This window comes from Methylomonas aurea (assembly GCF_024505045.1).
In the GTDB taxonomy this organism is placed as follows: domain Bacteria; phylum Pseudomonadota; class Gammaproteobacteria; order Methylococcales; family Methylomonadaceae; genus Methylomonas; species Methylomonas aurea.
Genome location: NZ_JANIBM010000058.1, coordinates 1 through 15,702, shown reverse-complemented (window position 1 = coordinate 15,702; position 15,702 = coordinate 1). Strand labels below are relative to the sequence as shown.

The 15,702-nt window shown below is 65.7% G+C and carries 3 protein-coding genes; all 3 read left to right on the top strand.

All coding sequences use genetic code 11. From position 1 onward, the window contains the following. Positions 1-27 precede the first annotated feature (27 nt). The gene (locus NP603_RS21070) at positions 28-5,634 is read left to right on the top strand and encodes a non-ribosomal peptide synthetase (RefSeq protein ID WP_256612836.1); all 5,607 of its coding nucleotides are present in this window, start codon (positions 28-30) and stop codon (positions 5,632-5,634) included. Positions 5,635-5,661: 27 nt separating this feature from the next. Then, positions 5,662-9,759 carry a non-ribosomal peptide synthetase gene (locus tag NP603_RS21065; RefSeq protein WP_256612835.1) on the top strand — a complete coding sequence of 1,366 codons (4,098 nt, stop codon included), beginning with the start codon at positions 5,662-5,664 and terminating at the stop codon, positions 9,757-9,759. A 50-nt stretch (positions 9,760-9,809) separates the two neighbouring features. After that, a partial coding sequence (locus tag NP603_RS21060; protein WP_256612834.1) for a type I polyketide synthase occupies positions 9,810-15,702 on the top strand: 5,893 nt, incomplete at its 3' end.

The following is a 15,702-nucleotide window of genomic DNA, read 5'->3' as shown; positions in this document are numbered from 1 at the left end:
GCTCCGGCTTTGCGCCGGGCAACGCCGTTGCCGGCCGCCGGCAATGCCGCGGCGGCCGGCTTGAACCCGGCGCAACAGCAACATCTGCGCGAACTGGCCGCCGCTTACCAGACCAAGCATGCCGGCTCGAAACGTTATGCCGAAACCTACCGCGAGGTGTTCGCCGATTACCGCAGTTCGCTCGGCTTCCGCCAAGCGACCAAAGCTATGATCTTCCCGCTGGTAGTCAAAACCGCCGCAGGTTCCCGGATTTACGATCTGGACGGCAACGAATTCGTCGATTTGACCATGGCCTTCGGTTCCAGCCTGCTCGGCTACAACCCGGAGTTGGTCAAGCAAGCCTTGGCCGCCCAGCTCGCGGACGGTATCCAGGTCGGGCCGAAAAGCCCGCTGGTCGGCGAGGCGGCGCAGTTGGTGCGCGATCTGACCGGCTGCGAGCGGGTGGCTTTCGCCAACTCCGGCACCGAAGCGGTGATGACCGCGGTGCGGCTGGCCCGCGCCGTCACCGGCCGCACCCGCATCGTCCGCTTTGCCGGCTCTTACCACGGCCATTCCGATACCATGCTGGTCAAGGCCGGCGGTGAAGGCGGCAGCGGTTTGCCGATCGCGCCCGGCGTGCCGCTGTCGGTGGCGCAGGACGCCATCGTGCTGGCCTACGGCGACGAGGCCGCGCTGGCAACGATCCAACGCCATGCCGGCGAACTGGCAGCCATCGTGGTCGAGCCGGTGCAAAGCCGGCGGCCCGGCCTGCAACCGCGCGAGTTTCTGCAGCGCTTGCGGGAAATAGCCAGCGCCGCCGGTTGCGCGTTGATATTCGACGAAATCATCACCGGTTTTCGTTTGGCGCCGGGCGGCGCCCAGGAATATTTCGGCGTCCGCGCCGACTTGGTCACTTACGGCAAGGTGGCCGGCGGCGGCATGCCGATCGGCATCGTCGCCGGCAACGCCCGCTTCATGAACGCGATCGACGGCGGCCCCTGGCAATTCGACGACGACTCTTATCCGGCGGCCACCGCGACTTTCTTTGCCGGCACCTTCAGCGGCCATCCGCTGACCATGGCCGCCGCCGTTGCGGTACTGCGCCAGTTGCGCGATGCCGGCCCGGCCTTGCAAGCCGGCATCACCGCCAAGACTGCCCGGCTGGTACAGGAATTGAACGGCTATTTCGCCGCCGAGGGTTTCGCGATTCGGGTCAACCACGCCGGCTCCTTGTTCCGCTTCGTGTTTTTCGACAATTACAGCGTCGAATTCCAGCCCATCGAAGCCAATCTGTTTTTCTACCACATGACGCTGCGCGGCGTGTACATCTGGGAAGGCCACACCTGCTTCCTCAGCAGCGCCCATAGCGAAGCCGACGTCGACGTTATCGTCCGCGCCGGGCGAGAATCGGCGCAGGCGCTGCGCCAGGGCGGCTTCTTCCCGCCGCCGGCCGGATCGCCATTGCCGGCCAGCCGCGATGCGACCGGCAGCGAAGCCGGCGCCCAGGCATTGAATGCGCTGGCGACCGCGTTGGCGGCTCAGGCCTTGCAGGAATTGCAAGCCTTGCCGGCGCACATCGGCGGCATTTGCAAGGTCGAACGCGCCGCTAGCGCTATCGGCGTGGCGCCCAAGCGCCGCCGCCTGTTCGGCCGTCTGTTTGCGATGTTGAACGAAGCCGGCTGGTTGCGCGCCGTCGGCGAAGACTGGGAATTGCTGCAAGCGCTGCCGGTGGCGACCGCGGATCTAGAACGCGAGGCGCGCAGTTCGGCCGACGCTGCCGCAGTCGACCTACTATTGCATTGCGCCGCCGCGTTGCCGGCCGTGCTGTGCGGCCGCAGCGATGCGGCGGAAGTGCTGTTCGGCGGCGAAAACTACGCCTTGCTGCAACGGCTTTACCGCTACGCCCCCGGCGCTGCCGCGGCCAATGCGGCTCTGGCGCGGGCGGTGTCGGCTGCCGTTGCCGACGTTTCCGGTAAAGCCGCGGTATTGGAGGTCGGCGCCGGTACCGGTTCGGCCACCGCGCAACTGTTGCCCGGCCTGAGCCGCCGCGACCTGCGCTATCTGTTTACCGACCTGTCCAGCGCCTTTTTACACCGCGCCGAGCGCGAATTCGCCGCCTACCCGCAGGTCGAATACGCCACCCTGGATATCGAACGCGACCCGGCCGAGCAGGGTTTTGTCCGGCAAAGTTTCGATTTGATCGTGGCCTCCAACGTGCTGCACGCGACCGCCGATCTGAGCAAAACCCTGAACCATCTGCGCAGCCTGCTGGCGCCGAACGGCCGCCTGCTGTTGTTGGAATGCGTCGGTCGCCAGCCCTGGCTGGACTTGATCTTCGGCCTGACCGACGGCTGGTGGGCGTTTCAGGACAGCGCATTACGCACCGATTATCCGTTGCTGCCGGCCGCCGCCTGGACCGATTTGCTGCAACGCGCCGGCTTTATCCAAGCCGCAGCCGAAGTCCACGCCGGTTATCAGGCGGTTATCACGGCGCGGCTGCCGCAGGCGCCAGCCGTGTTGCCGCTGAACGGCGCGCAGCAGGACATCCTGGTGCATCTGGAATTGAGCGAGGAAGTGCAGGCGGCTTACAACGAAGTGGTGCTGTTCGAGCTGGCCGGAACGCCGGACCGGGACAAACTCGAGCAGGCCTTTCGCGGCGTGGTGGCCCGGCACGACTCGTTGCGCGCCGCATTGAGCGAAGACCGTAGCGAGGTCGTTATCGGCCAGGAGCCGGATACGGCGCTGGTCGAAGCCGATTTTTCCGACTTGCCGGATGCACTGGCAGAAGCCAAGGCCCGGGAATGGGTGTTGGCGCGCAGCGCCGAACCTTTCGATCTGACCCGGCCGCCGCTCATTAAAGCGTTTCTGGCCCGGCTGGGTGACGACCGCTACTGGTTGCTGTTTCTGGCTCACCACATGATTATCGACGGCATTTCCTACGGCTTGCTGATCCAGGAAATCGTCGAGTTCTACCGCCACCTGCGCGACGGCAGCGCGCTGGCCCTGCCGCGGCCGGTGACGCTGGCGGAAGCCAATCGCCGGGTTGCCGCGCAACGGCCGCAGGACCGCGAATTCTGGTTGCAGCAGTTCGGCCAGGGCGTACCGGCACTGGATTTGCCGACCGATTATCCGCGCCCGCCGGAACAGCGCTTTGCCGCCCAGCGCACCTGCCTGGTGCTGGATGCCGCGGTCGCGACCCAATTGAAAGCGCTGACCCAACGCTGCAATGCGACGCCGTTCATGGTCATGCTGGCCGTCTACCGCTTGCTGTTGAACCGCCTGAGCGGCCAGCAGCGCTCGGTGATCGGCGTGCCGGTGTCGATGCACGGCGACCGGCCCGGCGAAAGCTTCATCGGCTTTGGGGTCAATGTCCTGCCTATCGTCGGCAACAACGATAGCCAGGCCACGTTCGCCGACTACCTGCAACAGGCCAAGCACGACTTTCTGCAAGCCTTCGAACACCGCGGTTTTCCGTTCGCCGAACTGGTGCGCGCCGTCAATCCGGAACGCGATCCGAGCCGGCCGGCGCTGGTGAGCGCGGTGTTCAATTACGAGGCGGTCGGCGCGCTGGCCGGCGGCGGTTTGCGCTTCACGCCGCTGGTGCCGCCCAGCGCCCACACCAAATACGAGTTGACCTTGGACGTGGTGGCCGACGCCAGCCAAACCGTGCTGGTGCTGACCTCCAACACCGCACTGTTCGCAGCCGACACCGCGGAACGTTTGCTGGCGCGTTACGCCAAGCTGTTGGCGCAACTGGCGGCGGCGCCGGACACCCGGCTCGGCAGCATCGATTTGCTGCTGGATGCGGAGCGCGAGGGCTTGGGAATGAATCCGCCCATCGCCTACGACAACCGCTGCCTGCACCATTTATTTGCGGACCAGGCCGAGCTCACGCCGGAACGGATTGCGCTGCGTTGGCACGACACCGAGTTGAGCTACCGCGAACTGGACGCCCAGGCCAACCGGCTGGCGCATCTGCTGCAACAGCATGGCGTCGGTGTGGAAGACCGGGTGGCGGTATGCCTGGCGCGCGGGCCGCAATTGGTGGTGGCCTTGCTGGCGGTATTGAAGGCCGGCGCCTGCTATGTACCGGTCGATCCCAACTATCCGGCCGAACGTCGGGCCGTGATCTTGCGTTGCGCCGAAGCCAAACTGTTGATCGCCGATACGGCCGATGCCGCCATCTCGGCCGCCGCCAATGCCGCGCCGCTGCTGAGCCCGGCCGACCCGCGCCTGGCGTCGTGCCCGGACACGGCGCCGGCCAGCGCGGTCAGCCCGGAACATCTGGCTTACATCATTTTTACCTCCGGCTCCACCGGTCTGCCCAAAGGGGTGGCGATCGAACACCGCAACGCCGCGTCGATGATCGACTGGGCGGCGCAGGAATTCGCGTTACCTGCCGGCGCCGGTATGTTGGCCTCGACTTCGGTCTGCTTCGACCTGTCGGTTTACGAAATCTTTTACCCGCTGGCGCACGGCGGCAAGGTGGTGATGGTGGATAACATCCTGCACCTGCCGGAACTGGCGCGCCAGGACGATATCGCCGTGATCAACACCGTGCCGTCGGCGATGGAGGAAATTCTGCGGCAGCGGGCAATACCGGCGTCGGTGCACACCATCAATCTGGCCGGAGAAGCCTTGCCCTTGGCCCTGGTGCAGGGCATCCAGCAGCACTATCCCGGCGTGGCGGTCTACAACCTGTACGGCCCTTCGGAAGATACCACCTACAGCACCTTCGTCCGTTTCCCGGAAGGGTTCCAGGGGCCGGTGACGATAGGCCGGCCGATCGCCGGCAGCCAGCTTTATCTGCTGGACCCCGATCTGAATCCGGTGCCGGCCGGTGGCAAGGGCGAAATTTATCTGGCCGGCAACGGCTTGTGCCGGGGCTACTTCGGCAACCAGGCCGGTACCGCGGCCGCGTTCCTGCCCGATCCGTTTTCGGCGACGCCGGGAGCGCGCATGTACCGCACCGGCGACCTGGGCCGGCTCAATGCGGACGGCATGGTCGAATACCTGGGCCGCTCCGATTTTCAAGTCAAGATTCGCGGCCACCGCATCGAGCTGGGCGAAATCGAAACCGTGCTGGCGCAAGTGCCGGGCGTGCAGCGGACGGTGGTCATCGCCGACGGCGAGCCCGGCCGCCAGCGCCTGCTGGCTTTCTACAGCGCCGAGACCGAGCTGGGCGACGCGCTGAAACAAACCGCCGCGGCCAAGTTGCCGGCATTCATGGTACCCGGCGTCTGCACCCGATTGACGGAATTTCCGTTGAGCCCGAACGGCAAGATCGACCGGCGCCAACTGGCGCAACTGGCACATAGCCAGGAACCGACCGAGGCCGCGCCGGGCGGACAGTTGCCGCGCAATGCGCTGGAAAGCGAAATCGCCGCGATCTGGGCCGAGCACCTGCAATTGGACAGCATCCACATCGGCGACGATTTCTTTGCCCTGGGCGGCCATTCGCTGCTGGCGACGCAAATCCTGTACGAAATCAATCGGCGCCACGGCTGCCGCTTGAGGCTGACCGACATCATGAAACGCCCGACCGTCGCCGAACTGGCGGAAGCCGTATTGGAGCACGCATTGCAGGATTCGCCGGATTTGCAGGCGCTGCTGGCGGAACTGGTGCGCGACGGCGCCGAATTGGCCGCGTCCTGAGCGAACGGGTTAACTGGAGACAACGAGATGGCAAACACACAATCACTGATCGCCGAACTGAGCAACGAACAACGCCAGCAGCTGATGGCCAGGCTGCAGCAGCGCTCGCGCGACGCCAGGCCGCAAGCCCAATCCGAATCGGATGTGCCGAAACTGCAGCCGATGGGCGAGGCCCGCTTCGAGCCGTTTCCGCTGACCGACATTCAGCAGGCGTATTGGGTCGGCCGGCAGGCGGCATTTGATCTGGGCAATATCGCCGCCCACGGCTACATGGAAGTCGACTGCCGCGGCCTGGATCTGGCGCGGCTGGAAACGGCTTTCAACCGTTTGATCCAGCGCCACGACATGCTGCGCGCCGTCGTCAATCCCGACGGCCGCCAACAGATTTTAAAAACGGTCCCTGCATACCGCTTCGAAGTGCTGGACGCCAGTGTCGCCGGTGACGAGAGCAACGCCAGTCTCGAGCAAGTCCGCGAGGAAATGTCGCACCAGGTACTGGATACCGCGGTGTGGCCCTTGTTCGACATTCGCGCCAGCGTGTTGGCGGACGGCGCGGTGCGGCTGCATCTGAGCATAGACGTGCTGATTTTCGACGCCTTGAGCTTCGATATCCTCAGCGAGGAATGGCGCCGGCTGTACCAGGGCGATGAATTGCCGCCGCTGGAACTGTCCTACGCCGACTACGTCCGCGGTCTGGAATTGATGAAGCAAACCGAAGCTTACCGCGAGTCCTGCAACTATTGGCGGGAAAAGATCAAAGACCTGCCGCCCGGCCCGGATTTTCCGCTGGCCGTGGCCCCGGAAAGCATAGCCCGCCCGCAATTCCGCCGCCTGTCCGCCAGCCTGGACGCCGCGCGCTGGGGCCAAATCAAAAGCCGCGCCCAACGCCTGGGCGTGACGCCGTCGGCGGTGCTGCTGGCCGCCTACGGCGCCGTCGTCGCCCGCTGGAGCAGCCGCAAACGTTTTACCTTGAATCTGACGCTGTTCAACCGGCTGCCGTTTCATCCGCAAGTCAACGCGCTGGTCGGCGACTTTACGTCGGTGGTGTTGCTGGAGCTGGATTATTCCCGGCCGGCGTCATTTTCGGAACGGGTCAAGTCGGTGCAGGCGCAGTTATGGCGCGACATGGACCATCGCTACGTCAGCGGCGTGCAAGTGCTGCGGGAATTGACCGAACAGCGCCGTGACGCCAATGCCTCCTTGTTCCCGGTGGTGTTTACCAGCGCGATCAAACCGAACCCGGCGGACGACACCCCGGCAGCGATGTCCTGGCTGGGCAACGTGCATTACACGATTACGCAGACGCCTCAGGTCTGGCTGGACCATCAGGTCACCGAAGACGCCGGCAAACTGGAATACGATTGGGACTCGGTGACCGGCCTGTTTCCGGACGGTTTCTTGGAAGCGATGTTCGACGCCTACCGGCAACTGGTCGGCGGCTTGGCCCAAGACGACATGCTCTGGCAACGGCCGGAACTCGACCTGCTGCCGCGCGAGCAGCGGCAACTGATCGCAGCGGCCAACGCCACTGCGGCGCCGGTGCCGGCCGGATTGCTGCACGAACCTTTCGTACGCCAGGCCCGTGCCAATCCGGAGCGGATTGCCGTGATCGACGCCGAGGCCGAATTCAGTTACGGCGAGCTGTACCGGCTGGCCAATCGCTTGGCGCAGCGCTTGTGGCAGAGCGGCGCCGGCAGCGGCGAGCTGGTCGGCATCCTGTTGCCGAAAGGCCGCTGGCAGGTGGTGGCCGCGTTGGGCATTCTCGAGGCCGGCGGCGCCTATCTGCCGATCGAGCCCGGCTACGGCCCGGACCGAATCGCCCAGATTATCGAATTATCCGGCTTGCAGCGGGTCGTGGCGGCAGATGCCGCTGCCGGGCTGCGGCTGCCGGCGGGTATCGAAGTGTTGCCTGTCGCCGAATTGGCGGCGTCGGCTCAACCGGTCAAAGCGCTGCCGGTAATGCGGCAGCCAACCGATCTGGCTTACGTGATCTACACCTCCGGTTCCACCGGCACTCCGAAAGGGGTCATGATCGACCATCGCGGCGCGCTGAACACCTGCGTCGACATCAACCAGCGCTTTGAAGTCGGTCCGGACGACCGGGTGTTGGGTTTATCGGCGCTGAATTTCGACCTGTCCGTCTACGACATTTTCGGCGTGCTTGGCGCCGGCGGCGCCCTGGTGTTGCCGGATGCCGACCGCCAGCGCGACCCCGGCCATTGGGACGAGATGGTGCAGCGCCATGGCGTGACGCTCTGGAACACCGTGCCGGCGCTGATGGACATTTACACCACCTACCTGGACGAGGTGGCGCGGCGGCCGAATACCAGCCTGCGGCTGGTGATGATGAGCGGCGACTGGATTCCGCTGCCGCTGCCGGAGGCGATTCGGCGTAGCTGCCCCAACGCGCGACAGTTCAGCCTGGGCGGCGCCACCGAAGCCTCGATCTGGTCCATCATCTATCCAATCGGCGAGCTCAGCCCGGACTGGCGCAGCATTCCCTACGGCAAGGCCATGCTCAACCAAAGCTTTCACGTGCTCGACGAGCAGATGCAAGCCTGTCCGGTCTGGGTGCCGGGCGAGCTGTACATCGGCGGCATCGGCGTGGCGCTGGGCTATTGGCGCGACGCCGAGCGTAGCGCGGCCCAATTCGTCACTCATCCCCGCAGCGGCGAAAAACTGTACCGGACCGGCGACCTCGGCCGTTTGCTGCCCTGCGGCAACATCGAGTTTCTCGGCCGCAAGGATTTCCAGGTCAAGATCAACGGCTTTCGGGTCGAATTGGGCGAAGTGGAAATCAATATGGCCCGCTTTCCCGGCGTCAAGGCGGCGGTGTGCGCCGTCACCGGCGACGGTGGCCGGGCCCGGCAGTTGATCGCCTACTACGTGCGCGACCCGGAGGCGCCGGCCGCCGCCAAGACGGAAGACAACGACAAAATCCGCTTCCGCCTGTCGCAACCGGGCCTGCGCCGCTTCGACGCCGCAGCCGAGGCGGTGGCGCTGGCCGGGGAGCCAGAGGCGAGCGACGCCGGCTATCACCGCCGCTCGCAGCGGCTGTTCCCCGACAGCGCCGTCGATCTCGGCAGTCTCGGCCGGCTGTTGAGCCGGTTGCGCCGCGATCCGGCTGCGGCCACCCCGAAATACCGCTACGGTTCGGCCGGTTCGCTGTATCCGGTGCAACTCTATCTTTACGCGGTACCGGGCCGGATCGCCGGCCTGGCCGGCGGCATGTATTACTACGATCCGGACCAGCACCGTCTGGTGCATTTGCCCGGTAACGGCCGGATCGATGCCGCATATTACGGCAGTTGGAACGCGGCGATGGTCGACAGCGCCGCCTTCCACCTGTTCCTGGTCGCCAATCTGGAGGCAATCGAACCCTTGTACGGCCAGGATTCCATGCACCTGTGCCGGATCGAGAGCGGCCTGATCACGCAAATTCTGGAGCAGGACGCGCATCGCTTCGGTCTGGCCACCTGCCAGCTCGGCGGTTTCGATTTCGAACGGGCCCGGCCGCTGTTCGAGCTGGAACAGCGTTCGGCCTATCTGCACGCGCTGGTCGGCGGCGTCGAACTCGGCGACGCGGAACTGCGCGAACTGCAACTGGCGCAAGCCAGGTTCCAGCATTCCGACGCCGGTTTCGAAAGCCGCTTGCGCGACTACCTGAACCAGAAACTGCCCGACTACATGGTGCCATCGCTGTTTATCCGCCTCGACGAACTGCCGCTGTCCGCCAACGGCAAACTCGACCGCAAAGCCCTGCCGCAACCGCGCAAGGAAGTCGAGGCCGTCGCCGCCGTGGCGGTGGCCGATTCCGATCTGGCCCGGCAAATCTGCGCCGTCTGGCGCGAAGTGCTCGGCGTGGACAGCGTCGGCCCCGGCGACAACTTCTTCGACCTGGGCGGTACCTCGGTGGACATGATCAAGATCCATACCCGGCTGCGGCCCTTGTTGAGCAAGGACGTGCCGTTGCTGGACATGTTTTTCGTCTACCCGACCATCGCCGCGCTGGTCGACTACCTGCAACCGAAACCGCGCGCCGCGGCACCGTCCACTGCGGCCGCAGACGGCGCGAAACGGGAACGCTCCGGCCGGGCGCCGCGCCGCCGCAGCGGCGCGGAATAAGCGCGCCTGCCGCCAATTTCATCGAAACATAGACAACGGAAGCAAAGCACATGCAAGCAAATCAAGCCAACTCGGGCGCCATTGCCATCATCGGCCTTGCCGGCCGTTTTCCGGGAGCGAATTCGGTCAGCGAATTCTGGGACAATCTGGTTGCCGGCCGCGACGCGTTGCGGCATTACACTCAGGAAGAAGTGCAGCAGGGCATCGCCGCGCACGACGCCGCTTCGATTCCCTACGTGCGCAAGCAAGTGGCCGGCGGCTCCTGGGTGGCCGCCGGTTATTACCTGGACGACGTCGATAAATTCGACGCCGGTTTTTTCGGCTACACCCCGGCCGAAGCCGAGCTGCTCGATCCGCAGCAGCGCTTGTTCCTGGAATGCGCCTGGGCGGCGCTGGAAGACGCCGGTTACATCCCGGACGACTGCCCCGGCACGGTCGGCGTCTATGCCGGCACCGCCTTGTCGCGCTATTTCTTCAATAACATTTTCCCGAACCGCGACATCATGTTCGCGTCGTCCAAGGACTTGATCGCCGGCATCGGCAACGAGCCGGATTACATCACCAACCGCACCGCATACAAACTGAATCTGACCGGGCCGTCGATCACGGTGCAAACCGCGTGCTCGACCTCCCTGGTCGCGATCCACCTGGCCTGCCGGGCTTTGCGCGCCGGAGAATGCGACTCGGCGCTGGCCGGCGGCGCCCTGGCGACCGTGCCGGGCGGCCTGGGCTACCAATACCAGGAAGGCAGCATGGCGTCGCCGGACGGCTTGTTGCGCACCTTCGACGCCAAGGCCGAGGGCACCGTGTTTAGCGAGGGCGGCGTCGGCATCGTCGTGTTGAAACGGCTGGAAGATGCGTTAGCCGATCACGACCGGGTTTATGCGGTGATCCGCGGTACTGCGGTGACCAACGACGGTGCCTTTAAGGCCGGTTATACCGCGCCGGGTATCGACGGCCAGATGCACGTGATCGAGCGAGCCTTGGCCGATGCCGGGGTCGATCCGGACCAGATCAGCTATGTCGAAGCTCATGGCACCTCGACGCCGCTGGGCGATCCGATCGAGATTACCGCGTTGGCGCGGGCCTGGCGCAAGCATACCGAACGCACCGGCTATTGCGCGCTGGGCTCGCTGAAAACCAATGTCGGCCATCTGGCACCGGTGGCCGGCGTCGCCTCGGTAATCAAGACCGCCCTGGCCTTGTGGCACCGCACGCTGCCGCCCAGCCTGCATTTCGGAACGCCGAATCCGCGCATCGATTTTGCTAACAGCCCGTTCTTCGTCAACGACACTCTGCGCGACTGGGATTGCGCCGGTACCCGTTACGCCGCGGTCAGCTCGTTCGGCATCGGCGGCACCAACGCCCATGCCATCATGGAAGAAGCGCCGCCGCAGCCGGTCACCCGTTCCGTTGAAAAATTGCGCAGCTTCGTGTTGTCGGCCAAATCTTCCAAGGCCTTGAGCCGGGCCGCGGCAAATCTGGACGATTTCTTGCGCCGCCAACCCGGCGTCGATTTGGACGACGTGGCTTTTACCTTGCAAGAGGGCCGCAAAGCCTTTCCGGTACGCGCCGCCGTCGCTGCCGATAGTTTGGAGACCTTGCAGCAGGGGTTGGCCGCGATTCGCGACAATCCCGTCAAAACCAAAGCGCTGCCGGCCGACGCCAAGAAAGTATTCCTGTTCACCGGCCAAGGCAGCCAGTATCTGACCATGGGGCGCGGGCTTTACCAAAATCTGCCGGTATTCCGCCAGGTATTCGACGACTGCTGCGACCAGCTGCGCGGCCATTTGGGGCTGGATTTGCGCGATTTCGTGCTGGCCGCCGATCCGACCGATGCGGCGCTGACCGAACAACTGGGGCAGACCCGCTTGGCGCAACCGATGCTGTTCGCCTTCGAATATGCGCTGGCGAAACAGATGCAGGCGCTCGGCATCGAGCCGGACGCGATGATCGGCCACAGTCTGGGCGAATACGTCGCGGCCTGCCTGGCCGAGGTGTTCGAGCTGGACGCGGCCTTGCGGCTGGTGGCGTTGCGCGGCGCGCTGATGCAGGCCATGCCGTCCGGGGCCATGCTGTCGGTATCGCTGGACGAAACCGCGGCAGCGGCCTATGTCGGCGGCGAGGTCAGTCTGGCCGCGGTCAACAGTCCTAATGCCTGCGTGTTGTCCGGACCGCACGCGGCAATCGCGGCGGTGCGCGAGCGGCTGGAAGCGGCCGGCGCCGCCTGCCGGCCGTTGCTGACGTCGCACGCCTTTCACTCGGCGATGATGCAGCCGATGATCGCCGATTTTACCGCCGCGGTGCGGCTGGCGGCACCCAAACCACCGAGCCGGCCCTACGTCTCCAACCTGACCGGCGACTGGATGGCCGCCGCCGATGCCTGCGACCCGGACTACTGGGCCCGGCATTTGCTCGGTTGCGTCCGCTTTCGTCAGGGCATGGCCACCTTGTTGGCCGGCGGCGGCAGTTATTTCATCGAAATCGGCCCCGGCAACGTGTTGAGCACCTTTGCCAGACACGCGATCAATGCCGCCAAAGCGGCGGCGGCCGTGGTGCAAACCGTGCGCCATCCCAAGGAAACCAAGCCCGATGCGCTGGTATTGCGCCAGGCGCTGGGCGATTTGTGGGCGGCCGGGCTGGAGCTGGATTGGGAACGGGTCGATAGCGATAACCAGGGACGGCGGATTTCGCTGCCGACCTATCCGTTTGCCCGCGAGCGCCACTGGCTGGAACCGCCGCAAGCCGGCGCCGGCGGCGCGGAAAACCCGGCGCAACGTCTGGCCGATCCGGCGCAATGGTTTTACGCGCCGTCGTGGAAACGCCAGCCCGGCCGCCTGCCTGACATAGGAGATTGGTCCGGCGAGCGGGTGTTGATCGTCGCCGAGCGTAACGGCTTGAGCCGGGCCCTGGCCGAGCGGATCGAGGCGGCCGGCGGCAGCGCGGTGATTGCTGCGCCGGGAGCCGACTTCGCCGACGACGGCGAAAGCGGTTACAGCCTGAATATAGGCGACGCCGCCGACTTCGAACGGCTGGCGACGGTGTTCGCCGAGGCTCAACCTACCGCAATCGTGCACGCGCTGTGCGCCACGCCGCGCTCCGCGGCCGGACTCGACAGCGAGGACTATTGGCTGGAGCGTAGCTTTCACAGCCTGGTGTTTCTGGCGCAGCAGTTTTCGGCCGAGGCCGGCGACCGCCGCCTGCCGCTGCTGACGCTGTCCAGTGAAATCCACGACGTGTTGCCGGCCGAGCCGGTCAATCCGTTGAAGGCGGCGTTGCTTGGCGTGCATCTGTGCCTGGGCCACGAATACCGCAAATTCCTGAGCCGCAATCTGGATTTCAGCCCGGACGATCTGGTCGGTGCCGCTGCCATCGCCGCCAGCGCCGACCGCGCCGTCGGCGAACTGGCGCGGCTGCGCGGCGAAACCAAACCGCTGTTGGCGCCGGCCGACCATTTCGCCGCCTGCCGCCACGGTTACCGTTGGGCGGCGCACTACGAACCGACCCGGATCGACCCGGCGCCGCTGGATTTCACCGCCGACGGCGCCTATCTGGTGACCGGCGGCCTGGGCGGGCTGGGCCTGGCCGTGGCCGACTACATGGCCGCTCGCGGCGCCAAACATATCGTCCTGCTCGGCCGCTCGGCCTTGCCGCCGAAAGCCGAATGGCCGCGCTGGCTGGCCGAACACGAGACGCAGGACCGTAGCGCCGAGCGCATCCGCAAACTGGCGGCGATCGAGGCTCGCGGCGCCGCAGTCGAAATCTGCCAAGGCGACGTGGTCGATGCCGAGCGCATGGCCGAACTGGTTGCGGCGTTGCTGGACAAATATGGTCGGATCGCCGGGGTGGTGCATTCGGCCGGGGTGGCCGGCGGCGGCCTGATCCAACTCAAAACCCGCGATGCGGCCGAAGCCGTATTGCGGCCCAAGGTGCGCGGCATCCTGGCGCTGGAGCAGGCGTTCCGCGCCGCCGATACCGAGCCGGGCTTTATCGTGCTGTTTTCGTCCTTGTTTGCCGTGATCGGCGGTATCGGCCAAGTCGATTATTCCGCCGCCAACAACGTGCTGGACGCCTATGCCCGCGCCGGCTTCGGCGCCAGCAAGGTGGTGTCGTTGAACTTCGGCGGCTGGCGCGAGACCGGCATGGCGGTCGATGCCGGCTTGTACGCCCGGCGCGAACTGCCGCCGCTGCCGGCCGGCAAGACGCTGGCTCATCCTTATCTGCACTCGTGCCGGGAAAAATCGGCGCAACACGCCAGCTACGCGGCCTGGCTGCGCGAACCGGACCACTGGGCGCTGCTCGAGCACCGGATCGAAGGCGTGGCGACGATGCCCGGTACCGGTCTGGTGGAAATGGTGCGGGCGGCGTTCCAGGATTTCCGCGGCGCCGAACAGGTCGCGATCGATAATTTGTATTTCTTCCGGCCGTTGATGGTGCCGGCTCTGGACATGGCCGAAGTGCATTGCGACTTTAACGCGTTGCCGGGCGGCGGCTACGGCTTCGAGGTCTACACCCGCGAAGCCGGGGTCAAGGCGCCGCTGCTGGCCGGCGATATTTACGCCGCCGAGCTGGCGGTGGCCCGGATCGACCCGCAGGCATTGGCGGCAAGTTGTAGCGGCGAGGTGCTGGATTTCAGCGACGGCCGGCCGCAAGCGGTGCAGGACGATTCCGGCTTCCTCAGCCTGGGGCCGCGCTGGCAAGTGCTAAGCCAGATTCGCTGCGGCGGCGACCATCTGTTGGGCCGCTTGCAGTTGCCGGCCGCTTTTGCCGACGATCTGCAGCAGTTCATGCTGCATCCCAGCCTGTTGGACATGGCCAGCGGTCCGATCACCGGCCATCTGTTGCGGCGGCTGGATTTGGATATCGACGGCGAATACCTGCCGTTCGGTTACGGCCGGCTGACGATCGCCGCGCCGCTGCCGGCCGAATTTCTCAGTCACGTTTGTTTCCGCGGCCTGAGCGGCGACCGCGAATCGCTCAGTTTCGACATTGCCTTGTACGACATGGCCGGGCAGCGTCTGGCTCAAATCGACGAGTTTACGTTGAAGAAAGTGCCGGCCGGCGCCTTTGCCTTGCCGCCGGCCACCGCCGCCGACAGTCACGGCGAGGACGATAGCCTGTCCACCGCCGAAGGCCTGGAGATTTTTCAACGGGCGCTGGCCTCTGCCGCGTCGCCGCAGTGGGTGATCAGCCCGCAGCCGCTGGATGCCTTGCTGGAACGGATGCAGGCGCAACGCGCCGCGGAGGAAGCCGGAACAACGGCTGCCAAGCCGAAACTGCAGCGCGAGGACACCGATGCCGCGCCGCCGACCAATCCCACCGAAGAAATCCTGGTCGGCATCATGGAAGGTGTGTTGGGCATCGAACCGGTCGGCATTCACGACAATTTCTTCGACATGGGGGTGGACTCGGTGATGGGGATACAAGTCGTGTCGCAAGCCAAGCGCTTCGGCTTGACCGTGAAACCCAACCAGTTGTTCGAACACCAGACCGTTGCCGCGTTGGCGGCCGCGATCGGTGCTTCGGCGCCGGCGGCGGCCGAACCGGCCTGGCTGACTTTCGGCCAGCGCGAATTGCTGGCGGCCGGCCGGGGCTGGGACAGCCTGCACCTGGAACTGCCTGCCGCGGTCACTACAGACGATCTGGCCGCGGCGCTGGCCGCCGTGGCGGCGGACTACCCGCTGCTGCTGGCCCGGATTGAGACTAACGGCGAGGCACCGAGCTGGGCGCAGGCGGAAACCGTTGCAATTCTGGCGCTGGACGCGGCGGACGAAACCGGCGGCGACGGCGCATTTCGGGTTGTGGCCGATGGCCGTGCGCTGGCGTTACAAGCCCGGCCGGCATTGGGTCTGGATGCGGCCGGGCTGAGCCAAATCGGCGCCGCCGTGCTGGCCCGCTTGTCGGGTAGCGCAGGCGCGGCGCCGCTCGCGCCCTGGCGCCCGG